Annotated in this window: 22 protein-coding genes; 10 read left to right on the top strand and 12 right to left on the bottom strand. The window is 73.5% G+C overall.

Going from position 1 to position 23,899, the window contains the following annotated elements; all coding sequences use genetic code 11:
- Positions 1-288 precede the first annotated feature (288 nt).
- Positions 289-1,713 (top strand): vanadium-dependent haloperoxidase, encoded by a 1,425-nt coding sequence (locus ACWEPL_RS15740; protein ID WP_452436527.1) that lies wholly within the window; start codon positions 289-291, stop codon positions 1,711-1,713.
- 84 nt (positions 1,714-1,797) lie between these two features.
- Here the strand turns inward: ACWEPL_RS15740 and ACWEPL_RS15735 are convergent, their stop codons facing one another.
- A complete protein-coding gene (locus ACWEPL_RS15735) occupies positions 1,798-1,986 on the bottom strand; it encodes a hypothetical protein (RefSeq protein WP_350733938.1) in 189 nt (62 codons plus the stop codon).
- 451 nt (positions 1,987-2,437) lie between these two features.
- On the opposite strand from ACWEPL_RS15735, the gene ACWEPL_RS15730 reads away from it, so the two are divergent.
- Genes ACWEPL_RS15730 through ACWEPL_RS15720 form a run of 3 tightly spaced genes read left to right on the top strand, consistent with a single transcriptional unit; the run spans position 2,438 to position 4,805 of the window.
- The gene (locus tag ACWEPL_RS15730) at positions 2,438-3,439 is read left to right on the top strand and encodes an ArsR/SmtB family transcription factor (protein WP_363966854.1); all 1,002 of its coding nucleotides are present in this window, start codon (positions 2,438-2,440) and stop codon (positions 3,437-3,439) included.
- 14 nt (positions 3,440-3,453) lie between these two features.
- Positions 3,454-3,729 carry a hypothetical protein gene (locus tag ACWEPL_RS15725; RefSeq protein WP_363966856.1) on the top strand — a complete coding sequence of 92 codons (276 nt, stop codon included), beginning with the start codon at positions 3,454-3,456 and terminating at the stop codon, positions 3,727-3,729.
- Positions 3,726-4,805 carry a transglycosylase SLT domain-containing protein gene (locus ACWEPL_RS15720; RefSeq protein ID WP_452436526.1) on the top strand — a complete coding sequence of 360 codons (1,080 nt, stop codon included), beginning with the start codon at positions 3,726-3,728 and terminating at the stop codon, positions 4,803-4,805. The genes ACWEPL_RS15725 and ACWEPL_RS15720 overlap by 4 nt, the downstream gene beginning before the upstream one ends.
- On the opposite strand, the gene eccB is transcribed toward ACWEPL_RS15720, so the two are convergent.
- The gene (eccB, locus tag ACWEPL_RS15715; protein WP_452436525.1) at positions 4,799-6,217 is read right to left on the bottom strand and encodes a type VII secretion protein EccB; all 1,419 of its coding nucleotides are present in this window, start codon (positions 6,215-6,217) and stop codon (positions 4,799-4,801) included. The genes ACWEPL_RS15720 and eccB overlap by 7 nt on opposite strands.
- Before the next feature lie 151 nt (positions 6,218-6,368).
- Here eccB and ACWEPL_RS15710 point away from each other — a divergent pair, with 151 nt between their 5' ends.
- Together ACWEPL_RS15710 and ACWEPL_RS15705 are read left to right on the top strand one after the other, a co-directional pair.
- Entirely contained in the window at positions 6,369-6,686 is a 318-nt protein-coding gene (locus tag ACWEPL_RS15710; RefSeq protein WP_452436524.1) for a hypothetical protein, read from the top strand.
- Positions 6,683-7,522 carry a hypothetical protein gene (locus ACWEPL_RS15705; RefSeq protein ID WP_452436523.1) on the top strand — a complete coding sequence of 280 codons (840 nt, stop codon included), beginning with the start codon at positions 6,683-6,685 and terminating at the stop codon, positions 7,520-7,522. Before ACWEPL_RS15710 ends, ACWEPL_RS15705 begins: the two co-directional genes overlap by 4 nt.
- On the opposite strand, the gene eccD is transcribed toward ACWEPL_RS15705, so the two are convergent.
- Complete coding sequence (gene eccD / locus ACWEPL_RS15700; protein WP_350733951.1) at positions 7,519-8,901, bottom strand: type VII secretion integral membrane protein EccD; 1,383 nt, start codon at positions 8,899-8,901, stop codon at positions 7,519-7,521. The two genes, ACWEPL_RS15705 and eccD, sit on opposite strands and share 4 nt — an antisense overlap.
- A gap of 102 nt (positions 8,902-9,003) precedes the next feature.
- Here eccD and eccCa point away from each other — a divergent pair, with 102 nt between their 5' ends.
- Positions 9,004-12,999 carry a type VII secretion protein EccCa gene (gene eccCa, locus ACWEPL_RS15695; protein WP_452436522.1) on the top strand — a complete coding sequence of 1,332 codons (3,996 nt, stop codon included), beginning with the start codon at positions 9,004-9,006 and terminating at the stop codon, positions 12,997-12,999.
- On the opposite strand, the gene ACWEPL_RS15690 is transcribed toward eccCa, so the two are convergent.
- The 8 genes from ACWEPL_RS15690 to mycP form a co-directional block, all read right to left on the bottom strand.
- Positions 12,996-13,424: a hypothetical protein gene (locus tag ACWEPL_RS15690; RefSeq protein ID WP_350733955.1), complete on the bottom strand. Its 429-nt coding sequence runs from the start codon at positions 13,422-13,424 to the stop codon at positions 12,996-12,998. The two genes, eccCa and ACWEPL_RS15690, sit on opposite strands and share 4 nt — an antisense overlap.
- Entirely contained in the window at positions 13,421-14,122 is a 702-nt protein-coding gene (locus tag ACWEPL_RS15685; protein ID WP_452436521.1) for a hypothetical protein, read from the bottom strand. The genes ACWEPL_RS15690 and ACWEPL_RS15685 overlap by 4 nt, the downstream gene beginning before the upstream one ends.
- 2 nt (positions 14,123-14,124) lie before the next feature.
- Positions 14,125-14,451 carry a hypothetical protein gene (locus tag ACWEPL_RS15680; protein WP_452436520.1) on the bottom strand — a complete coding sequence of 109 codons (327 nt, stop codon included), beginning with the start codon at positions 14,449-14,451 and terminating at the stop codon, positions 14,125-14,127.
- 4 nt (positions 14,452-14,455) lie between these two features.
- Positions 14,456-15,706, bottom strand: a complete 1,251-nt coding sequence (locus tag ACWEPL_RS15675; RefSeq protein WP_452436519.1) for a hypothetical protein — start codon at positions 15,704-15,706, stop codon at positions 14,456-14,458.
- A 14-nt stretch (positions 15,707-15,720) separates the two neighbouring features.
- Positions 15,721-16,056 carry a hypothetical protein gene (locus ACWEPL_RS15670; protein ID WP_350733962.1) on the bottom strand — a complete coding sequence of 112 codons (336 nt, stop codon included), beginning with the start codon at positions 16,054-16,056 and terminating at the stop codon, positions 15,721-15,723.
- Positions 16,057-16,061: 5 nt separating this feature from the next.
- Complete coding sequence (locus tag ACWEPL_RS15665; protein WP_350733964.1) at positions 16,062-16,361, bottom strand: WXG100 family type VII secretion target; 300 nt, start codon at positions 16,359-16,361, stop codon at positions 16,062-16,064.
- A 16-nt stretch (positions 16,362-16,377) separates the two neighbouring features.
- On the bottom strand, positions 16,378-16,701 hold the full coding sequence (locus tag ACWEPL_RS15660; protein ID WP_192791395.1) for a WXG100 family type VII secretion target: 324 nt from the start codon (positions 16,699-16,701) through the stop codon (positions 16,378-16,380).
- An 84-nt stretch (positions 16,702-16,785) separates the two neighbouring features.
- Positions 16,786-17,946 (bottom strand): type VII secretion-associated serine protease mycosin, encoded by a 1,161-nt coding sequence (mycP, locus tag ACWEPL_RS15655; protein WP_452436518.1) that lies wholly within the window; start codon positions 17,944-17,946, stop codon positions 16,786-16,788.
- Between the two features lie 127 nt (positions 17,947-18,073).
- Between mycP and ACWEPL_RS15650 the strand changes: the two genes are divergently transcribed.
- The 3 genes from ACWEPL_RS15650 to ACWEPL_RS15640 are packed head-to-tail and all read left to right on the top strand — an operon-like array spanning position 18,074 to position 21,607.
- Positions 18,074-18,706: a hypothetical protein gene (locus ACWEPL_RS15650; protein WP_452436517.1), complete on the top strand. Its 633-nt coding sequence runs from the start codon at positions 18,074-18,076 to the stop codon at positions 18,704-18,706.
- A 10-nt stretch (positions 18,707-18,716) separates the two neighbouring features.
- Positions 18,717-19,913, top strand: coding sequence for a hypothetical protein (locus tag ACWEPL_RS15645; protein ID WP_452436516.1), 1,197 nt, complete (start codon positions 18,717-18,719; stop codon positions 19,911-19,913).
- The gene (locus ACWEPL_RS15640) at positions 19,910-21,607 is read left to right on the top strand and encodes a protein kinase domain-containing protein (protein ID WP_452436515.1); all 1,698 of its coding nucleotides are present in this window, start codon (positions 19,910-19,912) and stop codon (positions 21,605-21,607) included. Before ACWEPL_RS15645 ends, ACWEPL_RS15640 begins: the two co-directional genes overlap by 4 nt.
- A gap of 6 nt (positions 21,608-21,613) precedes the next feature.
- On the opposite strand, the gene ACWEPL_RS15635 is transcribed toward ACWEPL_RS15640, so the two are convergent.
- Positions 21,614-23,776: a DUF3488 and transglutaminase-like domain-containing protein gene (locus ACWEPL_RS15635; protein ID WP_452436514.1), complete on the bottom strand. Its 2,163-nt coding sequence runs from the start codon at positions 23,774-23,776 to the stop codon at positions 21,614-21,616.
- Positions 23,777-23,899: the final 123 nt, after the last annotated feature.

Below are 23,899 nucleotides of genomic sequence, written 5' to 3'. Positions count from 1 at the left end.
TTCGGACTCTAGGTGCCCACCGCAAAAGCCGTCAAGAATATTTCGATGGCTCGCCGAAACTTTCGGACTGCGGCGTTATCAAGGAAAATTGCGAGAAATCCGGCCACGCTCCCGCGCAGGCACACTGGCCAGGTCAGCACCCCAGGACGCGCTCGGAAAAGATCGAGCGGGGGTCACCGCAACGGCAGGCGACTGTCACCGGAAGGCTAGCCCGAAAATGTGTTCGAGCGTGGAATCGTCGTCATGCCCCGGGACACCCCCGGGGCCGCCGACAGCGAGGGGAATGCCTTGCCCGTTCTGAGATCCTTACGCGTGGCCGCGCTCGCGCTGGTGAGCGCCGCCGCGCTCGTCCTGCCCGCCATACCCGCCCAGGCCACGGGTCCCGACGTGGTAGTCCGGTGGAACCAGACGCTGCTCACCGCGGTGCGCGCCGGCACGCTGGGGCCGCCGCTCGTGGCCAGGGCGCTGGCGATCGTGCACACCTGCGCCTACGACGCGTGGGCCGCCTACGACGCGGTCGCCGTCGGCACCCGGCTGGGCGGCTCGCTGCGGCGGCCCGCGGCGGAGCGCACCGATGCGAACAAGGCCAAGGCCGTCAGCTTCGCCGCCCACCTGGCGGCGGTCGACCTCTATCCGGCGCAGCGGGCCACGTTCGACGCGCTGATGACCGACCTGGGCTACGACCCGGCCGACACGTCGAGCGTCCCGGCGCAGACCGGCGTCACCGCGTGCCAGGCGGTGCTCGACTACCGCCACACCGACGGCTCCAACCAGCTCGGCGGCTACGCCGACACCACCGGCTACGCGCCCGTCAACGCCCCCGTGGTGGTGGCCGACCCGCTGACCTCGCTCAACGATCCCGGCCGGTGGGCGCCCCTGACGTTCGTCAACCGGGCCGGGGCGACGGTCACGCCGCCGTTCCTCGCGCCGCACTGGGGCCGGGTGGCCTCCTTCAGCGGCACCGCCCGCGGCCTCGCCGACGCCGTGCCCCCGCCGTACGCCTACGGCTCGTCCGGCTTCCGCACGCAGGCCGCCGAGATCGTGTCCATCACGGCCGCGCTGACCGACCGGCAGAAGTCGATCGCCGAATACTGGGCCGACGGCCCCAGCAGCGAGACGCCGCCCGGCCACTGGAGCCTGTTCGCGCAGCAGATCTCGGCGCGCGACCACTACGGCCTCGACCAGGACGTGAAGCTGTTCTTCGCGCTGGCCAACTCGGTCATGGACGCCGGGATCGCCTCGTGGGAGGTCAAGCGCGACCACGACTCGGGCCGCCCGATCACCGCGATCCGGTTCCTGTACAAGGGGCAGCAGATCCCGACGTGGGGCGGCCGGACGATCGACGGGGCCACGTGGGTGCCGTTCCAGGTGCCGACGTTCCCGACGCCGCCGTTCGCCGAGTACGTCTCGGGGCACAGCACGTTCAGCGGGGCGGCGGCCGAGGTGCTCAAGCGCTTCACCGGCGGCGACGCGTTCGGCGGGCAGGCCGTGGTGGCGAAGGGCTCGTCGCTGGTGGAGCCCGGGGTGACACCGGCGCAGGACGTGACGTTGCGCTGGAACACGTTCACCGACGCGGCCGACGAGGCCGGGATGTCGCGCCGGTACGGCGGTATCCACTTCCGCCTGGGTGACCTGCAGGGCCGCGCGCTCGGCCGCGCGGTCGGGACGGCGGCCTGGGACCGCGCCAAGGCGTACTGGACCGGCCGCGGCTGACGTCCGCCCCATGGCAGGACGCGGCACCACGGAGGCGCCCGCTCCACTGCGCTGAGAGCGGGCGCCTCTTCGTGCGGCGTGGCGTCAGGCCACGTTCTCCTGGGCCAACCGGTTGAGCGTCTCGAGGTCGAACGAGCCCGCCTTGACCGCCGTGGTGAACGACTCCCAGTCGCGGCGCGGTACTTCCAGCACCGCGTCCGGGTTGTCGACGTGAATGAGCTCCACGTGGTCGTTGATCCGCTTGGCCTCGACGCGGCCGGCGACTTGACTCATACGCACTCCTTCCAGTGCCCTGCGGGGATTCCACCCCGGCCACCCGTTCGCAGGAGGACCGGGGCGGATGCGGGAAGCCTTGCACCCCGAGGGGTGACCCGGCCACTGGGCCGGGGACGAGGGAGGTTGGAAAAACCCACTCACAGGAGGCGATCTCTTGACCCGGGACGCAAGATTGCCGACCCTCAGGGCGCACCAGTGGCCAGTGATGGACAAGTGTCTGTTAGAGCCTTTTAAGCGAGAAGTTAGTGGAGGGGCGTAAGTTCTCGATAAATCACAGCACAGCACCACAAAGAGGACACATCATGAACGTGACCCCAGAGCGGCGGACGCGCGTCCCGGAAAGCCGGAGCGTTCGCATCACGTAGAAGTTGATCATCCCGCTTACGGACGTTTCGAGCATTCTCGAAGCATTCCTCCGGAGATGTCTTCCCTGTCTACAGTCCTACCTGTGGGGGCCCAAGTAACACGCACCAAGGTGTGGAGCGAGCTGCGCGTGAGCTCCACTCCTCAGCTCTATATCTCCGTCTCGCCCAACCTGACCGTCCTCGCAATGATCGCCGACGCCCTCGCCGGCCGCCGCCGCGGCCTGCCCGAGCTCTGGCGGCGGGCGATCAGCTCGCGCGTCGGCCCGCTGGGCCACGAGGCCGTACGCCCGCTGGCCGCACCCGGCCACTCCGTCGCGCCGGACATCCTGGTGCCGCACACGCCCATCGGCCAGGACGTCTCCATGCAGGCCCAGATCAGCGCCCTGCACGACACGCCCCCTGACCACCTGATCAGGGACCTCGAGCAGGCGTTCGGCCCGGGGCCGCTGCCCCCGCACTGGCGGGCGGCGGCCGAGCGGCCGGCCCGCTGGCTGCTCGGCTACGCCGGCGCGTTAGCCGACGTCTGGAACACCACCGAGCCCCTGTGGAAGCGCGGCCGCCCGCTGCTGGACAGGGAGATCGAACGGGTGGGCGTCGCCACCGTGCGCGGCGGTCCCGAGCTGCTGCTCGGCGCGCTCAGCGACCGCCTCGTGTACGGCGAGCACGGCCTGCTCGTCCCGGACCTCGAACCCGGCACGTTCGAGCTGGGCGACCGCAAGATCGTCCTGGTGCCGATGCTGGCCGGCAAGGATGCCCTGATCCTCAGCATGGACAGCCCGGAGGCCGTGTGGATCGCCTACCCCGTGCGCGGGGCGGACTCGTTGTGGCGCAAGCCCCTCGCGCCGGCGGTGGACGAGCTGTCGGCGCTCGTGGGGCCGGTCCGCGCGGACCTGCTGTGCGCGCTCGACCAGCCCATGACCATGTCGATGCTGGCCACGGACATGAAGATCGCGCCCAGCGGCCTCACGTACCACTGCGACCGGCTGCGGGCCGGGCGGCTGATCACGCGCGAGCGCCGCGGGCGCGAGGTGTGGATCGCCCGCACCCATCGGGCGGACGAACTGCTGGAGCTGTTCCGGCGTTGACGGGAAGGAGCGGAATGCTCAAGTTCCAGCGCGACGCGCTGGCCACGTGCGCCGAGGCGGCCGGTGCGGCGTCCGGCGCGTTCTCGGGGATCAAGGGCCAGGCGCCGGGCGCGGCGGCGTTCGGGAACGTGTCCGGATCCGCGGCCATGGCCACGGCGGCGGCCGACCTGGCACGGGTCTCCGAGCTGGCGGCGAGGACCCTGGGCGGCCGGCTGGAGGCGGTCGAGCGCACGCTCGACGCCGTCCGGAGCACGGTCATCGAGGCCGATGGCGGCGCGGTTCGAGCATGAGCCCGCTCGACGAGGTCAGAGCCGCGCCGGGTGGCGCGGAGCTGGCCGAGCTGGCCGCCAAGGTGATCGGCGACCCGGGCGGGATCGCCGCGTCGGCGAACGCCTGGCGCACCTCCGCCGGCACCGGCCAGCGGCACACCGAGGCGATCCGCACCGCGACCGCCGGCGTGGGCGGCGCGTGGCAGGGCGGCAGCGCGGAGGCGTTCACCGGCTACATGGGCCAGGTGGTGCGCTGCGGCGACGGGCTGCGGCAGGCGCTGCAGGAGTGCGCGGGCCACCTCGACGCCGCCGCGAGCACCCTGCGCTCGGCAGAGTCGCGGGCGCTGGAGACCTGCCACGCCTACGCCGCCGCCGCGCAGGAGGTGCGGGGCCGCGAGCCGCGGCCCACCGAGGAGCAGGTCACCCAGAGCCTGAAACCCGCGCTCGACCAGGCCCGCGGCACGCTGCAGCAGCTCGTCGCCGACACCGGCACGGTCCTGTCCGACACGGCGGGAAAGATCCAGAAGGCGCTCGGCACGATCCCGGACGTCGCCGCCGAGCTGGGCGAGCCGGACGCGCAACCCTTCGCCCCCCGCGCGGGCAAGCCGCTCGGCTGGTCACCCGCGCAGCAGGGCCCGGGCACGACCGCGCTGGCCGCGACCACGGGCTCCTCGGGCGCCGGGTTCAGCGGGTACGGCCCCAGCGGCCCGCCCCCGCCCGGCGGCGGACCCGCCCCTCCAGCGGAGATCGCCGGCTGGATCAGCCAGGCCATCGAGATCCTCAAGGCCAACGGCTACCCGGTCGAGAAGATGAACGTCAACGACATCTACACGATCATCCGGCACGAGTCCGGCGGCAATCCGAACAGCATCAACACCTGGGACTCCAACGCGGCCAGAGGCACGCCGTCCAAGGGGCTGATGCAGACCATCGACCCCACCTTCCAGCGGTGGAAGCTGCCGGGGCACGACAACGTCTGGAACCCGGTGGACAACATCATCGCGGGCGTCCGGTACGCCATCGAGCGCTACGGCTCGGTCTCGAACGTGCCCGGCGTGGTCGGGATGAAGACCGGCGGCGGCTACCGCGGCTACTGACCCGCGGCCTGCTGCCCCCTCCCTTCGAGCACGGGCTTGGCGGCCCTGGCCGGGTCGAGCACCGGCCCTTCGGGAATGAGCTGGAGCACGTTGGCGGGCACCGGGGTGGCCTGGCCGGGGGCGTAGCCGAGCTTGGCCAGCACGTCGGTGCCGGGCACGGCGTAGCGGCGCCCCTCGGCGGTGACCAGGTAGTAGGACTGGACCGCGTTCAGCTGCCCGTCGCCGGGCAGGACGCCGGCCAGCACCGCCCTGCCGGGCGGCAGGCGTACCAGGTCGGTGGCGTCGCCGCGCGGCTCGGGCAGCTTGGCGCCGGTGGTGAGCCGGACGCGGGTGGATCCGGTGCCCGTGTCGGCGTAGACGACGCAGATGGCACTGGCCGGGTCGTAGGCGGTCATGCGCGGCATGACCGCGGGCAGGCCGTCGGCGGGGACGGCGGTCCGCGAGTGGGGGGCGGCGTTGGCGGAGGCCGCGTCGACGGCGATCTCCCTGACCGCGCCGCCGCCGTAGGCCGCCCTGCTGTCGGGGTCGCTCAGCAGCAGCGTGGCCTGGGTCTGCGTGATGGGGGCCAGTCCGTCGTCCAGCAGCACGTACCAGCGGTCCTCGCCGCCGGCCACGCCGCCCGCGCGGAAGACCTGCCCGACGGCCGCCGTCCTGCCCCCGGGCCCCGCCACCGGCCGGCCGCGCCCGCGGACGTCCGGCGCGGCCAGGTCGGGCCCTTCGGGCAGCGCGTTCAGCCAGGCCACGGGCACGGCGGCGGGGACGGCCGAGGTGAGCCCGCGGGCGATGCCGGTGGAGACGCGCATGCGGGCACCCCGCCAGATCGCCCACCGCTGGCCGCCCACGTCGACGAGCAGCGCGTTCCCCTCCGCGAGCGGCGTGCCGCCGAGGTCGCGCCCGGCGACCAGCGTCACGTACGGCTTGCGCCCGGTCGGTTCGGCGCGCTCCTGGACGCAGGCCGCCCAGGGGCCGCGGGCCAGGTTCGCGGGGCCGGGCAGCGAGTCGGGGGCCTCGGGGATGCCGATGAGTGCGCCGCGCTCGTACTTGGCCAGCGCCTCCCGCGCGACGACGCGCTCCTTGACGTCCTGGGAGGCGAGCACGAGGCGGGCGGAGGCGTAGTTGGCGACGGGGATGAGCCGGCGCTGCTCCTGGCTGTAGACGAACCTGGCGCCGGTCTCGCGCTCGATGATCAGCGTGCCGGGCTCCTCCAGCGCCTTCGTGCCGCCCGGGCGCAGCAGGCCGAAGACCGCGAAGCCGACGCAGAGCAGGACCGCGACCATGATGCCGGCGAGGAAGCCGATGTTCTGGCGGCGGAGCGGCCATTCGGGCTGGTTCGGCTGGGCCCGCAGGAGCGCCAGGCCGATGCGCTGAACGGTGAGGCGGTACGCCTGATAAAGGTCGCGCTGGCTGTGCAACTCCCGCCCCTTGGATCACATGACTCCCCTACTTAACCCAATTTATCGGGATAAATAGGGAGAAGCCGTCTGGTTTCGTAATTGAGAATGATCAATGACCAGTGAATGACGTACCTGTCCCGCGCGCCCGGCACGTTACAGGCTGATGATCGTGAATCCGGATACGCGTTATATCACCCCCGACGCGATCGGCGAGGTCCGGCGGGGCATCAGGGACGACCTCCTGCCGGTTTTCGACGAGGTGCGCCAGATCTTCGAGCAGAACCGGGCGGTCGGCTTCCCCGGCTGGGGGCCGCTGGGCGAGTGGACGGTCGGGGCACTGTACCGGTCGCTGATCGACTCGTTCGTCCGCGACACCGAGACCGCGCTCGCGGTGATGCGGAAGTGGGAGGGCGAGGACCTGGCCTTCGCCGAGCGCAACTGGCGCGCCGCCGAGGACCTGATCGTCCAGCGGGTGAAGAAGCCGTGAGGCCCAGGGTGGCCGGGCGCGCCCGGGACGGCTCTCCCCTGCGCCTGTCGAAGAACCCGGCCGACCCCGAGGCCGTGCAGGGCATCCTGCGCAAGGCGGCCAGGATGGAGCCGTCGGTCGTCGTCGGCATGCTGGCCACCGTTCCCGCGGTCGCGAACGTGCCCGGCATCTGGGAGGCGGCCGCCAACCTCCAGGCGGGCGCGGGCGGCCGGCTCGACAAGGGCGCGAACAACTCGATGACCATGGTGATCAACAACTCGGGGCAGAACTGGGTCGCCGGGGACCAGAAGGAGTTCGCGAGCGCGGCCAACCGGCTGCGGGCCGAGCTCGACGCCTTCCGCACCAACGTGCAGTGGGTGGCCGGGCACGTGGACAGCATCGGTGACGGGTTCATGGTCTATTGGGGGGCTGCGGCCAAGATCGCGCAGGAGACGTACCTGCGGCTGGCCGCGCTGCAGGTCCTCGCGCTGGCGCCGCAGACCAGGCTGGCCGCCAGGATCGCCATGCGCAGGACGGGGGTCCAGGCGAGCGCGTCGCTGGCCGCCTCGACCGGCGCGCTGAAGCGGTTCCTCGGCTCGCTCGGGCTCAAGGACGTGCTGGGCGGCGTCGCGGCGGGCGTCGGCGGGACGGCGGCCGTGCAGCTGGCCTTCATGCGCCCGACCGGCGCCGCGGCGATCGACTTCGGCACGGGGGCCGTCGACCCCGCGAAGGCGGGGACGTTCGCCGCTCCTCCGCAGGGGCAGCCGCTCCCGCCCGGCACGGGGTCCTTCCAGTGGACGGTCAAGGCGCCGGGCGGCGACATGAGCCTCGAGGACGTGGTCAAGAGCCGTAGCTAGCTCACCAGCCCGCGGATGGTCTCGTACAGGTCCATCACGGCCAGCGCCAGCGGGATCAGGGCGATCATCAGCAGGATGTCGAAGATGTCGCCCACCCGGCCCCAGAAGGGGGACGGCCGCGCGGACGTCAGCCACAGCGCCGTCCCCGCCACGGCCAGGGCCAGCACGACCAGCCCGGGGACGATCCCGTAGAGCACCACCCCGTCGGCCGCCGTGACCACCGCGGCCGCGGCGGGCAGGGCCACCCCCAGCAGGGCCGCGGTCAGCAGCCAGGCCCGCTGGCCGCGGCCCTCGAACACGCGGGCCCGCATGAGCAGCGACAGCGACAGCACGGCGCTCATCGCGAACGCGGCCCAGGTGCCCGCCACCGTCAGCAGCACCTGGGCGGCGAGCACGATCACCGCCACGCCGGCGACCAGCCCCGTGCAGAAGCGGTCGGCCACCACGGTCTTGTCGATCACCAGCTCGCCGTCCAGGTCGCCGCTCTCGCGGCGCAGCTCCTCCGCCGTCGTCGGCAGCGCGGGCAGCGGCATGCCCGCCAGCCGGAACGACAGCGAGGGGATCGCCGTGGTCAGCCCCACCGCGAGGGCCGCGAGCACCGCCACCACCCCGGCCGCGGGCAGGTCGAAGGCCATGACCAGCCCGGACGCCAGCAGCCCGGACAGCGCGGCGGCGGCCACGCCGAGGAACGTGGGCAGCCCCTGGGCGACCGCGAACCCGGTCGCCGTGGCCAGCATCAGCACCACGCCGCAGGCCGACAGCAGGGTGTCCGGCTGGACGACGGCCGCCGAGGCCGGTCCGGTCAGGCCCGCGACGAACCCGTACGGCAGGGCCGCGTACCCGATCACCGCGCCCGCCCGCGCGTCGCCGAGGGCCCGCGACAGCGCCACGGCCACCAGCAGCAGGACCAGCGCGACGGCGCCCGCGACGAGGGCCGTGGGCAGCCAGGGCGGGCCGGTCGCCGGCAGCGCGGCGGCGCCCGCGCCGAGCAGGGTGGCGGCGGCGCGCAACCCGTAGGCCCTGGTCGTGGCGGGCTGCCAGCGGCCGGTGCGCTCCAGCACGCCGGTCGCCACCGCGTCGGCGACGTCGTCGAAGACGACCTCAGGCAGCTCGTGGCCGCGCGGCCGCAGGTGCAGCATCTCGCCGTCGTGCACGGCCAGCTCCGACAGGGTCGCGTTCACGTCGAACGGCGGGCCGCCCAGGCGCTGGAGCACCCAGCCGCCGTGGGCCAGGCCCGCCTCCGCGAGCCCTTCGCCGGCGACGCGCAGCAGGGTAGGCAGCAGGTTGCCGAGCGGGATGTCCGGCGGCAGGCCCAGGTCCAGGAACCCACGCGGGGTCACGACGGTGACCCGGCACAGGTCGGTTCCGGTGGCGCTCACCCGGACGAGTGTATGGATCGGACACCGAACGCGACGGGCTTAATACGTACAGGAAATTTGAAATATCGCCTGTTTCGCTACGTCAGCGACTTGTATGGCGTCGTGAGCGGCAGCCTGATCGTGGTCCGCAGGCCCGAGCGGCGCCGGCCACCCGAACCTCCCGGCGGCGAGGTCCTGCTGGAGTCCCCGCCCGAGATCCCCGAGACGGTGACGGGCGGCGGGCTGACCCAGCTCCTGACGTACCTGCCGATGCTGGCGGGCGCGGGCGCGATGGCGCTGATGTTCACCGGCGGGTCCACGAACAACCCGATCATGCTGGTCTCCAGCGGCCTGTTCGCGGTCTCGATGATCGGCATGACCGTGGGCCAGATGATGCGCGGCGCGGGCGAGCGCAAGAGCCAGCTCAACGGCCAGCGCCGCGACTACTACCGCTACCTGGAGCAGGTCAGGAAGCGGGTCCGGGCCGCCGCCGCGCAGCAGCACAAGGTCATGACCTGGAGCCATCCGGACCCGGCCGCCCTGTGGTCGCTGGTGATGACCACCCGGCTGTGGGAGCGGCGGCCCCGCGACGACGACTTCGCCCAGATCAGGATCGCCACCTCGGCGCAGCGGCTGGCGCTGCCGCTGATCCCGCCGGAGACCAAGCCGATCGAGGACCTCGACCCGGTGACGGCGGGAGCGCTGCGGCGGTTCGTGCGCACGCACGCCACCGTTCCCGGGCTGCCGGTGGCGCTGGCGCTGCACTCGTTCGCCAGGATCGTGATCACGGGCGATCCGGCGGCGGCGCGCGGGCTCGTACGGGCCCTGCTGGCCCAGGCGGCGGCGCTGCACTCGCCGGAGGACCTGCGGATCTCGGTCTGCGCGGGCGCCGAGAGGGCCCGCGAGTGGGAGCCGGTCAAGTGGCTGCCGCACGCCCTGCACCCCACCGAGGAGGACGGCGCCGGCCCCGTGCGGCTGGTCTCGGGGGATCTGGGCGAGCTGGACGACCTGCTGGGGTTCGAGCTGAAGGACCGGCCGCGCTTCAGCAAGGGGCTCTCGCCGGACGCGCTGCCGTACCACGTGGTCGTCATGGACGGCGGCACCGTGCCCGCGGGCAGCCAGCTCGGCCTGGACGTCATCGAGGGCGTGACCGTGATCGACGTCGGCGGCAGCACCGCGCAGGTGCCCGCGCAGCTCACGCTGCGGCTGGAGGTCGGCGCGGACGAGGTGGTCCGGGTCGCCGAGGACGAGCTCGGCAAGGAGGTCAGGTCGGGGCTGGGGCGGCCGGACCGGCTCGACCCGCCCGCGTTCGCCGCCCTGGTCAGGCAGCTCGCGCCGATGCGGACCGGCTCGGGGGCGGGCGCGGAGGAGGTACGGGACGTCTTCGCCACGAACACGACGCTCACCGAGCTGCTGCGGATCGGCGACGCGCGGCGGCTCGCGCCCGCCCAGACGTGGCAGCCCCGCCCGGTCAGGAACCGGCTGCGCGTCCCGATCGGCCTGGGCGCCGACGGGCGGCCCGTCGAGCTGGACATCAAGGAGGCCGCCCAGGGCGGCATGGGACCGCACGGGCTCGTGGTCGGCGCGACCGGCTCCGGGAAGTCGGAGCTGCTGCGCACGCTCGTGCTCTCGCTGGCGATCACGCACTCCTCCGAGACCCTGAACTTCGTGCTCGTCGACTTCAAGGGCGGCGCCACCTTCCTCGGGCTGGACACGCTGCCGCACGTCTCGGCGGTCATCACGAACCTGGAGGACGAGCTGCCGCTGGTGGACCGCATGCACGACGCGCTCCACGGCGAGCTGGTACGCCGCCAGGAGCTGCTGCGGGCGGCCGGCAACCACGCCTCGCTGCGGGACTACGAGCAGGCCCGCGAGCAGGGGGCGAACCTGCGGCCGCTGCCGACGCTGTTCATCGTGCTGGACGAGTTCAGCGAGCTGCTGTCGGCCAAGCCGGAGTTCATCGAGCTGTTCGTGATGATCGGGCGGCTCGGCCGGTCGCTGGGCGTGCACCTGCTGCTGGCCTCGCAGCGGCTGGAGTCGGGGCGGCTGCGCGGGCTCGACACGCACCTGTCGTACCGGATCGGCCTGCGGACGTTCTCGGCGGCCGAGAGCCGGGCCGTGCTGGGGGTGGCGGACGCGTACTCGCTGCCGCCCGAGCCGGGCAACGCCTACCTGATGTTCGAGACCACGGGCATGACGCGGTTCAAGGCGGCATACGTGTCGGGGCCGTACCAGCTCGCCTCGGCGCAGGGGCCGGCGGTGACGGCGCGCGCCGGGCACCGCGGGAAGATCGTCTGGTACGGGCCGGAGCGGGTGCCGATGCCGCCCGTCGAGCAGGCCCCGCCGGTGGTGGCGGAGCCCGGAAAGCAGGGCAAGAAGGACAGCCTGCTGGAGATCGTGGTGGGCCGGCTGGCCGGGCAGGGGCCCGCGGCGCACCGGATCTGGCTGCCGCCGCTCAAGGAGGCCGCCTCGCTCGACCAGCTGCTGCCGCCCGTCGAGGTCTCGCCGGAGCACGGGCTGACGGCCGCGGGCACCGCCCAGGACCGGCCGGGGCGGCTGCACGCCGTGGCGGGGATCGTGGACAGCCCGTTCGACCAGCGGCGGGACCCGTACTGGCTGGACCTGTCGGGGGCGGCGGGCAACGTCGCGATCGTCGGCGCGCCGCAGACCGGCAAGAGCACGCTGCTGCGCACGCTGATCGCCTCGCTCGCGCTCACGCACACCCCCAAGGAGGTGCAGTTCTACTGCCTGGACTTCGGCGGGGGCACGCTGTCCTCGCTGACCGGGCTGCCGCACGTCGGCGGGGTGGCCAACCGGCTGGACGCCGACGCGGTACGCAGGACGGTCGCCGAGGTCAAGACGCTGCTCGACCGGCGTGAACGGCTGTTCGTCGAGCGCGGGATCGACTCCATGGCCACCTACCGGAGGATGGTCGCCTCGGGCGCCTTCGAAGGTGACGGCTGGGGCGACGTGTTCATCGTGGTGGACGGCTGGGCGATCCTGCGCCAGGAGTACGAGCTGCTCGAACCCGACCTCGGCGACCTGGTGACCCGGGGCCTGGGTTTCGGCATCCACGTGATCGGCACCGCGAACCGGTGGATGGAGTTCAGGGCCGGGGTGCGCGACCTGCTCGGCACCCGGCTGGAGCTGCGGCTCGGCGATTCCTTCGACTCCGAGATCGACCGCAAGGCGGCCTCGAACGTGCCCGAGCGGGCCCCCGGGCGCGGGCTCACCCGCGAGGCCCTGCACTTCCTGGCCGCGCTGCCGCGCATCGACGGCCGCTCCACCGTGGACGACCTCGCCGACGGGGTCGCCGCCCTGGTCGAGGCCGCGGCGGCGGCCTGGCGCGGGCACCCGGCGCCGCCCGTACGGCTGCTGCCCGCCCTGCTGCCCGCGCACACCCTGCCCGCTCCCCCGCAGGGCGGCACGCGCGTCCCGATCGGGATCGACGAGGCCGCGCTGGCGCCCGTCCTGCTGGACTTCGACGCCGACCCGCACTTCGTGGTGTTCGGCGACACGGAGAGCGGCAAGACCAACCTGCTGCGGGTGCTCGCCCGGGGTATCGCGGCCGGGAAGACGCCGCTGGAGGCGCGGTTCATCGTCATCGACTACCGGCGCTCGCTGCTGGACGCGACCGACACCGAGCACCGGATCGGGTACGCGGCCTCCAGCGCCGCCGCGGCGGAGCTGCTCAAGGGCGTCCAGGAGGTGATGCAGACGCGGCTGCCGCCGCCGGACCTCACCTCGGAGCAGCTGCGGACGCGGAGCTGGTGGACCGGCCAGGACCTGTACGTCATCGTGGACGACTACGACCTCGTGGCGACCTCGGCCAACCCGCTGTCCGTGCTCGGCGAGCTGCTGCCGCAGGCCAGGGACATCGGGCTGCACCTGGTCCTGGCGCGCGCCATGGGCGGGGCCGGGCGGAGCATGCTGGACCCGATCGTGCGGCGCCTGAAGGAGATGAACTCGCCCGCCGTGATGCTGTCGGGCCCCCGGGACGAGGGCCAGCTGTTCGGGAACGTGCGCCCGCGCCAGCTCCCGCCGGGACGCGGGCTCTACGTGGACCGGCGGTCGGGCGAGAAGCTCGTGCAGACCGCCTACCTCGACCCTGGCCTCTAACGGTCCAGGTCGCGCTCGATGCGGCCCAGCTCGGCCACCGCCTGGTCCATGGCCTGCTCGTACGCCTCCCGTGCCTCCCGCATGCGCAGGTCGGCAGGGTTGTTCTCGGCGGCCAGGTCCAGCGGGCCCTCTCCCAGGACGTCCCCGAGGAGCTCGGTCGATTTGGCCTGCATGTCGGACAGGGCGTCGGCGATCAGCACCAGGATCGTCTCGGCGAGGCGCTGCGAGCCCCAGCGCATGGCTCTCGGGTCGATGTCCAGCCCGGTGACGCCCTGCGCCGAGCACTCGACCCGAACCAGCTTGTCCGGGTCCTGCGCGGACCCCTTGACGGCGAGAACCTGATCGTAGAGGTCGTCCAGCCCGCCCGCGGGCCGCTGGGCCTCGGCGATCAGCCGGTCCATGGCACTCTCGTCGAACGCCGTCATGCCTTCACCCCCGGAGTCGGAGCCTCGAGTTTCGTACCGTTGAACTGGTCGGCGACCGCCGACTGTCCGATCATCCCGGCCGTGACGGCCGCGGCGCCGCCCACGAGCGCCTGCTTGGCGGGCGACATCTGCACCAGCTTCTGCGCCACCTTGCCCAGCACGCCCTTGCCGCCCTCCGCGAACGCCCGCGCCCTGGCGGCGATCGCGCCGGCCTGGTGGTCCGCCCGGCGGCCGAAGCCGGTGGCGGCCACCTCCGAGGCGACCCTCGTGAACGCGTTCATCTGGGCGACCTTGTGCATCACCCCGGCGGTGAGGATGCTCGCGCCGGTGAGGAAGACGGCCTTGCCGAGGACGTCGTACACGCCGGCCGTGAGGCGCAGGGTGTCGGCCGAGGCCTTGGGCGAGGCGGACTTGTCGGCGGCGTCGTCGGAGTAGTGCTGCACGGTGCCCTTGTAGAGCTCGGCGCTGGGGGCGGTCCACTCGACGTTCCTGACGGAGCCGTCCACGAGGTTCGGGTGCGCCCGCAGGGCTCCGGCCAGCTCCTCCCACACCTCGGCCGCCGCCCGCTGCTGGGCGGTGTCGCCGTACATGAGGGGCAGGACCAGGGTGGCGTAACGGGCGCGGTTCCAGCCGAGGAGCAGGGAGCCGGTCACGGCCATCGCCGAGCCCTCGATGACGGACCACGGTTGTTCGATCATGTTCACGTCCTGGTGATGTCGGCGGCCGTCCGGCCGGCGGTGCCGTCGCCGTCCACGTAGGTGTTGGCCGTGCCGTATGCCTTGTCATGGATGCCGGACACCTCGGCCCGCTTGGCCGTCAGATACGTCAGCGCGGCCCGCTTGACGTCGTCGAACGCCTGCCCCAGCGAGCCGCCGAGCAGGCCGAACGCGCCGTAGGCGCCGGAGGGGAGATCGACGTGCCCGATGGCCGAGGACATCCGTTCCAGGTCCCGCATGGGGGCGGCGGCCATGTTGCGGCCCATCTCGCGGATGGAGTCGACCTGCGTCGCCACGAAGTCGCCGGACATGGCCTCACCCCACCACCGGCGGGCCGTGCACGACCTCGGGGCGGAAGAAGTCCTCGTCGGCGTCCTTCGCCGCTGTCGACCTGCGGGCGTTCTGCCCGCCGTCCGCGGGCCCGCCCATGGGCAGGTACGGCATGCCGCCGGAGGCCGCCGCGCCGGGCTCGGCCCCTGCCACGGGCGACCTGGCCGGGGGCCATGAGCCGTCCACGACCGGCACGCTGCCCGGCCGCACGGACGGCCCGGACGGCCCCGGCTCCTGAGCGGCGCTCGTGCCCGGATCGGCAGGGCGGACCTGGTACGGGTCCACCGGGCGATTCGTCCCCGGGCGGCCCGGGTTTCCCTGGCTGCTCGGTGGCCTCGTGGTCCCGGCCGGGGTGGTCCCTGTCGTGCGGGGGTCGCGTCCGGCCGGGGTGGGAACCGTGCCGGGCGGTGGCAGCGGCCCGGCGGGCGGCACTGTCCCGGGCGGGGCGGGTTGCCCGCCTCCCACGGCGGGCGGCACGCCCGGCCAGTTCGCCAGGGAGGTGGGCGGTGACGCCCCCGCGGGCGCACCCGGTACCGCAGCTTGACCGGGTAGCGGGCCCGCGGGAGTCAGTGGCTGGCCGGGCGTGCCGGCCAGATCGGTGTGGGACCGCACCGGCACCGTGCTCTCGAACGGCAGGTCGCCGCTCTGCGCCGGCACCGAGGCGGGGCCGACCGGCGGCGGCAGGTAGGGGGCCGGCGAGGCCAGCTCCGGGTCCCACGCCAGGGCGTCCGGCATGGCCGTGTACGCCCGCTGGTAGACGCCGTTGAGCTGCTGCATGAAGGCCCGCGCGTCCGCGTCCGGATCGTTGAGCGGCTCCATCGACCCGGCGCCCATGCCGCTCGCCTCCACCCAGTACTCCTGCTGTTCCGTGGCCTTGTCGAAGCGCTCCTTGGCCGAGGCCAGCTCGCCGCCCACCGTCTCCAGCCCGGGCGGGACGCCGTCCACGCCGTTGCGCAGCGACTGCAGGTACGCCTGGAGCCGGTTCATGCGCGTGAGCATGGCCCTGGCGGACTCCCCACCCCAGTTCCCGTCGGCCACCAGCCGCGCCGCGCTGTCACCCAGCGCCGCGATCGTGTCGGTGAGCAGCTGGGACGTCTTCTTGTACGCGTCCACGACCGGCGCGAACTCCTCCGGCCCGGTCCCCATCACCAGCCGCCGGATCTCCTCGCGCCCGCCGTACGCGTTGACGTTCCCGCCCTGCAGGCAGCCGTGCTTGATCGGTTGTGGTTGCGGCAACGGGTCCCCTCACATCACGTACGCGGCACCGCGCCCGCGGCCCGCTGGTCGGCGTCCCGCACGGTGTTCGCGGTGGCGGCCAGGTCGTCGACGATCCGCTGGACCTGCTCCATGACGAACTGCAGCGAATCGCCCGTCGCCACCCGGGCCCTGCGCACGGTCTCGCCGTACCCCTGGGCGATGTCCCAGCTCCCCGGGGCGGCCGGCGACAGGTCGGGCACCTGGTACACAGCCGCGCGCAACCGGGGCAGCAGGCTGTCGCCGAGCTTGCCCGCCACGTCGATGAGGGCCTCCGGCTTGCACATCGCCGTGTCGCCCGCGGTGGCCGGGTCGATGAGAGGCTGATCCACCGGCCTCAGGTGCCCCAGCGGCGGATGTTCATGGCCTCCGCGTCGCGCATGATCTCCGTGGCGTCGTGCAGGGCGGGGCCGAAGCGCTGCATGGTGTCACCCATGGCCACGACCGCGTTGTTCCACTGCTCCTTGGCCGTCCGGTAGACCTCCTTGGCGGAGCCGTCCCAGGTCTCCAGGACCTTGAGGTCGTCTTCGAGGTCGGCCAGTTCGCCGACCAGATTGGCGTAGGCCCGGCCCAGTTCCGACGCGATCTCGTCCATCTCGTCGAAATTGGCGAGGATGATGTCTCCGCCACCCGTCATGGTGATTCTCCGTTCGTCAGAGCTGGCCGCCGCCGAGCGCCGCCTTGAGCCTGGTGGCGACCTCGCTGGCCTGGGTGTTCGCCTCGGTGTACGTGATGCCCGAGCTCTTGAGGTTCTCCGCGATCGTGTGCAGCGCGTCGATGACCTTCTTGAACTGCGGGTTCCATTCGTCGAGGACCTGGCGGTAGACGTTCGCGGACTCGCCTTGCCAGGCGGCGCCGAGCGTCGCGGGAATCTGGGTGAGCCTGTTGTGAATCTGCGTGATGTTCTGGTGTGCGATGAGCGCGCGTTCTGCCGCGCTGTGCTGGCTGCCCTCTTGATAACGTGTCGGCTCTGCCACGTGCACCTCTCGGATCTCGTGAACCCGAATTCGACCGGGTTTTCCGTACTGTGGATCAAAGTAAATGGGTCAAAGCGGGCAGGGCTACGATTTCAACTTTCCTGTAAATGTCGTGGGCCCTCCGGCCCGCCAGCCCCTGCGACGGGCCCTGGGCAGCGTCAACGCCAGGAACACCACCAGCGCGGTGGCCCCCACCGCCCCCGACGTGATCGCCACCGCGAGGCCGCGCGTGCGCGGGTCCGGCACCGGGGCCCTGGCCAGCACGATCGGCGGCGCGACGGGCGCGCGCTCCTCGGCGTCGGGCTGCACCGAGGTGACCGCGAGCAGCGGGTTGACCAGCCCGGCCCCGGTGCCGGCCGCGCCGCCGCCGTCCGCCGTGCGCTCCAGCCGGCGCTTGACCTGCCAGTGGTCGAGTTCGGGGTGCCGGGCCCTGACCAGGGCGGCGACGCCCGCCACGAAGGGGGCGGCGAAGCTGGTGCCGTCCAGTTCCGTACGGTAGCCGCCGCCGGTCCACGCGCTCGTGATCCCGGCCCCGGGGGCGGTCACAGAGATGCGGGTCACGCTGTTGGAGAACTCCGACTTGCCGCCGTCCGGCGAGGCCGAGCCGACCGCGATCACTCCGGGATACTCGGCCGGGTACGCGGGCGTGACCACGCCGTCGTCCTGCCGCACGTTGCCCGCGGCCGCCACGATCACCGCGTCCTTGGCCTGCGCGTACGCCACCGCGGCCTTCAGCGCGGGATGGTCGTGGGCCTGCACGGACACGTTGATCACGTCCGCGCCCAGCTCCGCGGCCCGCCTGATGCCCTGGGCCAGCCGGGACACGTCGCCCGAGCTCCCCTCGGTCTGCTTGATCGACAGGATCCGGGCGGCCGGCGCGACGCCCATGACGGGCACGCCGCGCGCGGTGAGGTCCCGGCCCGCGATGATCCCGGCCACCGCCGTGCCGTGCCCGACGCAGTCGCGCAGGTCCGTGCCCGTGAGATCGACCTGGGTGATGACGGCGGCGGCGAGCTGGGGATGCGTGGCGTCCACGCCGCTGTCCACGACGGCGACGGTCACCCCTTCGCCCTTGGTGAAGCGCCACACCCGCTCGAACCTCAGCCTCTCCTGCGGCCACGGCTTCCCGGTGACCTCCGCCACGCCGGGCTGGGGATCACACGTGACCGCGCGCGAGGGTGCGGGGGTGGGGGTGAGCGTCAGCACCAGGCCGATGGCCGCGGCGCCGTACCAGGAGAAAGGCACGGTAAGGCAGTCTGCCGACATTTCCGATTTGGGGCTTGTCTCTTAGAAATATCTTGAAATGACGCGCCGCCGGGTGGAGCGCGAGATAGGCAGGTGCCGGTACGTCCTTCGACCGCGGAGAGGAAGCATGTCGACACCTGAGGCCGAGGGAGGCGACGCGCACGGCACCCCCAGGCCGGGCCTCGGCCTGTCGGTATACCAGCGGCCGCAGATCAACCAGACCTACGAAGGCGGTTTCAGCGGCACCGAGTACGACTTCGATCCGGACAACATCGAGGAGTCGTACGCCGACCACATCCACTTCCACCGCAACGGCGACTATCCCCCCGAGGCGCCCCGGACGCCGACGGACGCCGACCGCGAGGCCCTGCTCGCCCGCAACCCGGTCGACCCGGGGACGGCGAAGAAGGAGATGTTCATCAAGGTCGGCGAGTACGAGGACCCGGCCACCGGCAGGCCGCTCCCGTCGTCGCCCGTGGAGCAGCTCCGCCAGGACCTCAAGCGCCTGCAGGGCGAGGTGGGCGGCCAGAGCCTCAAGGTCCGGCTCACCCTCGCCGGGCTGTCGGACCGCGACCTCGGCAGCTGGCAGGCCGCCGCCGACATGAAGGCGACCACCGACAAGGCGCAGAGCACGCTGGACGCCGCCATCAACCGGGTCTACTCGGTGTACGCGGCCGTGGTGCAGGCGCTCGACGACACCGTCAAGACCGCCAAGAGCGCCGACCAGTCCATCGCGGGCGGCCTGCGCACGCGTACCTGACGGGGGACGAATGACCGACTACTGGACGGACGCGCTCAAGGACACCCGGGCGCCGCAGATCGACGACATCGCGCCGACCGGCAACGGCGACTCCGACAGCAGCGACGGCGTCGCCGCCCTGATCCAGGGCACCAACCCGGGCCGCGTCGCCGACGCGGGCAAGCGGTACAAGGAGATCGCCGAGATGTGCGCCGAGTCCGTGGAGCTCCTGCACAACCAGGCCGGGCGCATCGCGGAGACGCTGGGCGGCGAGTCCCTGCAGAAGATCTTCGAGACCGTCGGCGAGCTGCAACGCGACCTCGCGCGCATCAGCATCGCCGCCGATTCGGTCGGCACGCCCCTGGAGTGGTACGGCGCCCAGGTGCTCCCCTGGTTCCACAACAACGTGCCGCGGACGGGCAGCGTCGGCCTCGACGACGACATCGGCGACGCCTTCGGCAGCGACACCAACGGCCACGCGCTCGCCCGCCATCACCTGCGCCAGCTCAACAGGTTCATGGGGGACGTGTACGGGGCCATCGCGGGCTACGTGGAGCAGCGGTCCTCGGCCCCGCAGGCGGGGATGACCGACCCGTCCCTCCCGCTCGGTCCCGGGATGCCGAGCGGCCTGACCGGCGACCCGTACAAGGGCTCCAGCCTGGGCTCCCCGTACGGGACCCCCGGTCTCGGCCTGCCGGGCACCCCGTCCGGCCTCGACACCCCCGGCCTCCAGAACCCGTCACTCCAGGACCCGTCGCTGAAGGACCCTTCCCTCCAGGACCCGTCCCTGAAGGATCCGTCGCTCAAGGACCCGTCACTGCAGAACCCTTCGCTGAAGGACCCCTCGCTCCAGACCCCCCAGACCCCGGACCTGAAGAACCCCGAGCTCAACACCCCCCAACTCCCCCAGACGCCCAGGACGGACCTGGCGGCCGTACCGCCCCAGACGGCCCCGCCGCAGACGAACCTGCCGCCCGGCGCACCCACCAGCGGCGGCCCCAGCACTTTGCCCGGCAGCGTCCCGGCCACGCAGCTCAGCGGCTCGGGATCGCCCGCGGGCGGCGCGGGCCGGCTGGGCCCCACCGGCATGGGGATGGGCATGATGCCGCCGATGATGGGCGGCGGCCAGAACGGGACCGAGCGGGACCGCGACCGGGCCAGGTTCCCGCTGGTGGAGGACGAGGCGTTCGAGACCGATGACATGGGCGGCCCGTCCGTGATCGCATGACGGTGACGACCGAGCGGGTCCGCGGCTACCGGCTGCTGGAACGGGCCGGCCAGGACGGCCCGTGGACCGCGCACCTCGCGCAATCCGCGGCCACGGGGGCCGAGACGCTGGTCAAGACGCTCGCGTGCCACCGGGCCGACCGTCGGGCGCTGAAGCGGATCGTCCGCGGCTTCGGCTTCCCGGAGGCGCTGGCGGCCCACGAGGGCGTGATCCCGGTGCTGGAGGTGGGGGCCACCGGTGACGGGCGGCCGTACCTGGTGACGCCGCCCCACGGCGGTCTCACGCTCGCCGAGCGGCCGGGGCGGAGCCTGCCGATGCCGCTCGACGAGGCGCTGGGGCTGCTGCGGGCGGTGGCGGACGCGCTCGCCGCCACGCACGCGGCCGGAGGCGTGCACGGCCGGGTCACGCCCGAGAACGTGATCGTGGCCGGTCGCGGGGTGGCGCTCACGGGGTTCGGCATGTCCGCGCTGATGTCGATCGTGGAGCTGCCCGACGGCACGCTCCCGCCGGCGCACGCGGCGCCGGAGGAGCTGGAGGGCCACCCGCCCGTGCCCGCCTCCGACGTGTACGCGCTCGGGTCGATGGTGTACGAGCTGCTGGCGGGCCGGCCCGCGTTCCCGCTGGACGGGACGGGGGGCACGGCCAAGTTCGTGCTCGGGGTGCTGACGGAGGCGCCGCCGCCGCTCCCGCCGGGGGTGCCGCCGGACCTGGCCGAGACCCTGCTGAAGGCGATGGCCAAGACCCCGGCCGCCCGCCCGGCCGCCACCGACCTGGCCACCGTCGCCTCCCGGCTCCTGACGACCCACCCGCCCGCCGCAGGCCCGGCCCAACCACCGACCGCCCACCTCCCCCTCGGGACCGCGGGACAGCCCCTCACCGCGCGTCTCCCCTCCCCCTCGCCATCGCTCGAGGACTCGGGAGCGGCGGCGCGGTCAGGTCCCCGTGAGCTGGTCTGGACGGTGGATCCCGACCGTTCCCAGGTCAGGCCGCCCGCCGGCCCCCAGCCCTTCTCCCAGCCTCCCCCCGAGGTCTCCGCACCCCACGCCCCCGCCGCCGCTCCGGACCGCCGCAGCCGGGTCCCGCTGCTGGTCACCACCGCCTCGGCGCTGGCCGTGCTGGTGGGCGCGGGCAGCGTGGCACTGGCCATGAACGGCCGGCCCGGCGCGCCGCAACCCGCCGGCGCGACGGCCGCCGCCCTCGACCCCACGACCCCCGGCACCCCACCCCAGGCCGACCAGCAACCAAAGGACCAGCCGACCGGCCGGCGGACGCCACCGAGCGAGCCGCAACCGCAGACGAGCAGGCCGTCCGAGCCGCCCGCGCGCCGCCAGACCGTCGATCCCGCCGCGGTGGCCGCGTACCGTCCCAAAAGCCTCAAGGTCGTGTCCGACAACGGCGCCACCGTGACGCTCGCCTGGAAGGCGGTGCGCAGGAGCGGCTATCCCGTGGTGATCCAGCAGGCCCCCGGCAACCGGCTGGTGCCGGCGGCGAGCGGCAGCAACACCTACACCCTGGGCGGCCTCGACCCGGTCACGGGCTACTGCTTCAAGGTCGGCACCGTGGTCGCCATCGGCCAGCCCTCGTCCGTGGCGTGGTCGTCGGCCCTGTGCATCCGCGGCGCCGCGGAGACGAACCAGGACGACCAGGTCCAGCCCCCGATCGTGCTCCCCCTGGCCACCCCGCCACCCTCCTGAGACCGGCTACCCCACCAGGGATCGCGGCGACAGGCGGTGCGCGAGCCTGCTCGCGAGGCCGACCTTCCGCCGCACCAGCGCGTCCACGCCGCCGAAGTGGCGCCAGGCGAGGTCGGCGTCCGCCTGGTCCACGGGCGCTCCCCCGAACGTCGCCAGGTTGGCCAGGTCGGCGAGCGTCGTGAGCGGCTCGCGCGCGGCAGGACCCAGGACGGACTCGGCCAGAGACGCCACCTCGCCGGCCGTCAGCGCGTCCGAGCGCACAGGGATCCCGGCCACGCGCAGCCTGGCCACCGTCTGCCGCCACGCCCCCACCACCCGGGCGGCGGGTGCGGCGGCCCGGCGGCGGCGCATCCGCCTCAGCGGCGGCACGACGAGCACGGCCAGGAGATACACCAGGAGCGCGGCGGCGGGCACGGCCGCCCAGACGAGCGGGCCCGCGGAGCCGCCGGGACGCGGCACCGGGGTCGGGGTGGCCCGGTTGGCGGCCGTGGGGGTCGGCTTGGGCTCGGAGGAGTCGCTGTTGATCGCCTGCTCGATCTCCCGCGCCTGCTTCGGCGCGCCCTCGGCCACGTCACCGCCCCCTCCCGAGCGCGTACGCGACGGCGTCGGGTAGAACGGCACCCACCCGATCCCCTCGAACTCGACCTCGGCCCAGGCCAGCACGTCCCCACCCCGCACCTGCCGCACCCCGCCGGAGCCGGAGCCAGGGCCGGAGCCGGTTCCCGGGCGGAAGCCCACGACGATCCGGCTCGGCAGCCCGATCGCGCGGGCCAGCAGCGCGAACGAGGCGGCGAACTGCTCCGTCGTCCCCCTGCGCGACTCCGTCAGGAAGAACTCGATGCTGCGGTAGCCGTGCCCGGGCGGCGCGTTGACGTCGTTCACCGCGTGCTTGCGCAGGTAGGCCGCCAGCCGGGCGGCCCGCTGCGTCGGGCTCTGCGCCCCGGCCGTGGCGCGGCGGGCGATGGCGAGGAGGCGGGCCCGCTGCGGCGGCGTGCGGCCGTCCGGCCCGTCCGGCAGCCGCAGCGCGGCCGGGTCGGCGGCGGGGACGGCCGCGCGCAGGTCCTCCGCCGTGTAGCGGCGGATCCCCGAGGTCACCTCGTACGTCATGCCCTCGCGCGCCTGCGTGCCGGCCAGCATGCCCGTCGCGGGATCGACCACGATGCCCGCGCCCTTCACCAGCAGCGGCCGGTCGGCGGCGGGCAGCCACGGACCCGGGAGCTTCCGCAGGGTGAACCGCTGCGTGACCGGGTCCCCGCCGCTCTCCTGCCCCGGCACCCGCCCGCCGGTGGGGACGAACCCCGCGCCCGACGTCCACGTGACCCCGTCGAAGGTGTCCAGGACGGCCAGGCGCAGGTTCGCCTCGGAGGCGGTGCCGACCGTGAACAGCTCGCGCTGCGGGTTCTGCAGCCACGCCGAGACCTGGTCGAGCGCGCTCACGCCGTTGATCGGCCGCGGCGGGGGCTGCTCGACGAGCCGGCGCACGTCGTACGGGCGCTCGGCCATGGGCAGGGCGGGCGCGGTGACGACGGCGGCCAGGACCAGGCAGGCCAGCAGCGGCACGCCCACCGCGATCGTCCCCGCCGACCTGGCCGCCCTGACCAGGCCGAGCAGCAGGGTGAGCCCGGCGAACACCGCCGCGTACGGCACCACGGACCCGGCCCCGGCGACCCCCAGCACGACCGCGACGGCGAGCACCGGGAGCGCGGCCAGGGCGGGCAGCATGACGGACCTGGACCGCAGTGCGATCTCCGCCCCGGCCAGGGCGGCGGCCCAGACCAGGAAGCTGACCAGCACGACGGCCGTGCTGTCGGGCGCCGCCGGGAGGATCGTGGTCAGGAGCCGGCCGCCCGCGTCGCGCACGCCGAGCAGCGCCGCGCGCACGGCGGCCGGGCCGGGCAGGAACCCGAGCCAGGCCTGCGACCTGAACAGGGTCGCCGAGACCGCCACCAGCCAGCCCAGCACGCTGACCGGGATCGTTCCCCAGAGCGGCAACCGGCCGTACAGCGCCACCGACAGCACGCACGGCACCCCGGCCGCCAGGCCGACCACGGGGAGCAGGGCGGCGAACGGGAACACCCCGTCGAACGCGAGCCCGGCCGTCGCGGCCAGCAACGCCACGACCCCCACGGACACCAGCCCCCGCACCGGCCCCGGTCCCGGCGCCCCCACCGGCTCGCCACCCGCCGACCCGCCACCCGACACGGACCCGACGCCCGACGCCGATCCGACACCCGACGCTGGTCCGACGCCCGACGCTGGTCCGACGCCCGACGCGCCTGCCGGCTCCGGGGC

This window comes from Nonomuraea sp. NPDC004186, from assembly GCF_053603495.1.
Note: the sequence above shows the minus strand (reverse complement) of the source record. Positions and strands in the feature narration are given on the sequence as shown.

What these genes read in the sequence shown, in the direction of transcription:
- ACWEPL_RS15720 (WP_452436526.1), top strand. Translation starts at nt 3,726, where the DNA reads ATGAGCCCGCTCGACGAGGTCAGAGCCGCGCCGGGTGGCGCGGAGCTG.
- ACWEPL_RS15650 (WP_452436517.1), top strand. Translation starts at nt 18,074, where the DNA reads ATGTCGACACCTGAGGCCGAGGGAGGCGACGCGCACGGCACCCCCAGG.
- ACWEPL_RS15735 (WP_350733938.1), bottom strand. Translation starts at nt 1,986, where the DNA reads ATGAGTCAAGTCGCCGGCCGCGTCGAGGCCAAGCGGATCAACGACCAC.
- ACWEPL_RS15690 (WP_350733955.1), bottom strand. Translation starts at nt 13,424, where the DNA reads ATGACGGCGTTCGACGAGAGTGCCATGGACCGGCTGATCGCCGAGGCC.
- ACWEPL_RS15640 (WP_452436515.1), top strand. Translation starts at nt 19,910, where the DNA reads ATGACGGTGACGACCGAGCGGGTCCGCGGCTACCGGCTGCTGGAACGG.
- ACWEPL_RS15725 (WP_363966856.1), top strand. Translation starts at nt 3,454, where the DNA reads ATGCTCAAGTTCCAGCGCGACGCGCTGGCCACGTGCGCCGAGGCGGCC.
- ACWEPL_RS15665 (WP_350733964.1), bottom strand. Translation starts at nt 16,361, where the DNA reads ATGACGGGTGGCGGAGACATCATCCTCGCCAATTTCGACGAGATGGAC.
- ACWEPL_RS15680 (WP_452436520.1), bottom strand. Translation starts at nt 14,451, where the DNA reads ATGTCCGGCGACTTCGTGGCGACGCAGGTCGACTCCATCCGCGAGATG.
- ACWEPL_RS15645 (WP_452436516.1), top strand. Translation starts at nt 18,717, where the DNA reads ATGACCGACTACTGGACGGACGCGCTCAAGGACACCCGGGCGCCGCAG.
- ACWEPL_RS15685 (WP_452436521.1), bottom strand. Translation starts at nt 14,122, where the DNA reads ATGATCGAACAACCGTGGTCCGTCATCGAGGGCTCGGCGATGGCCGTG.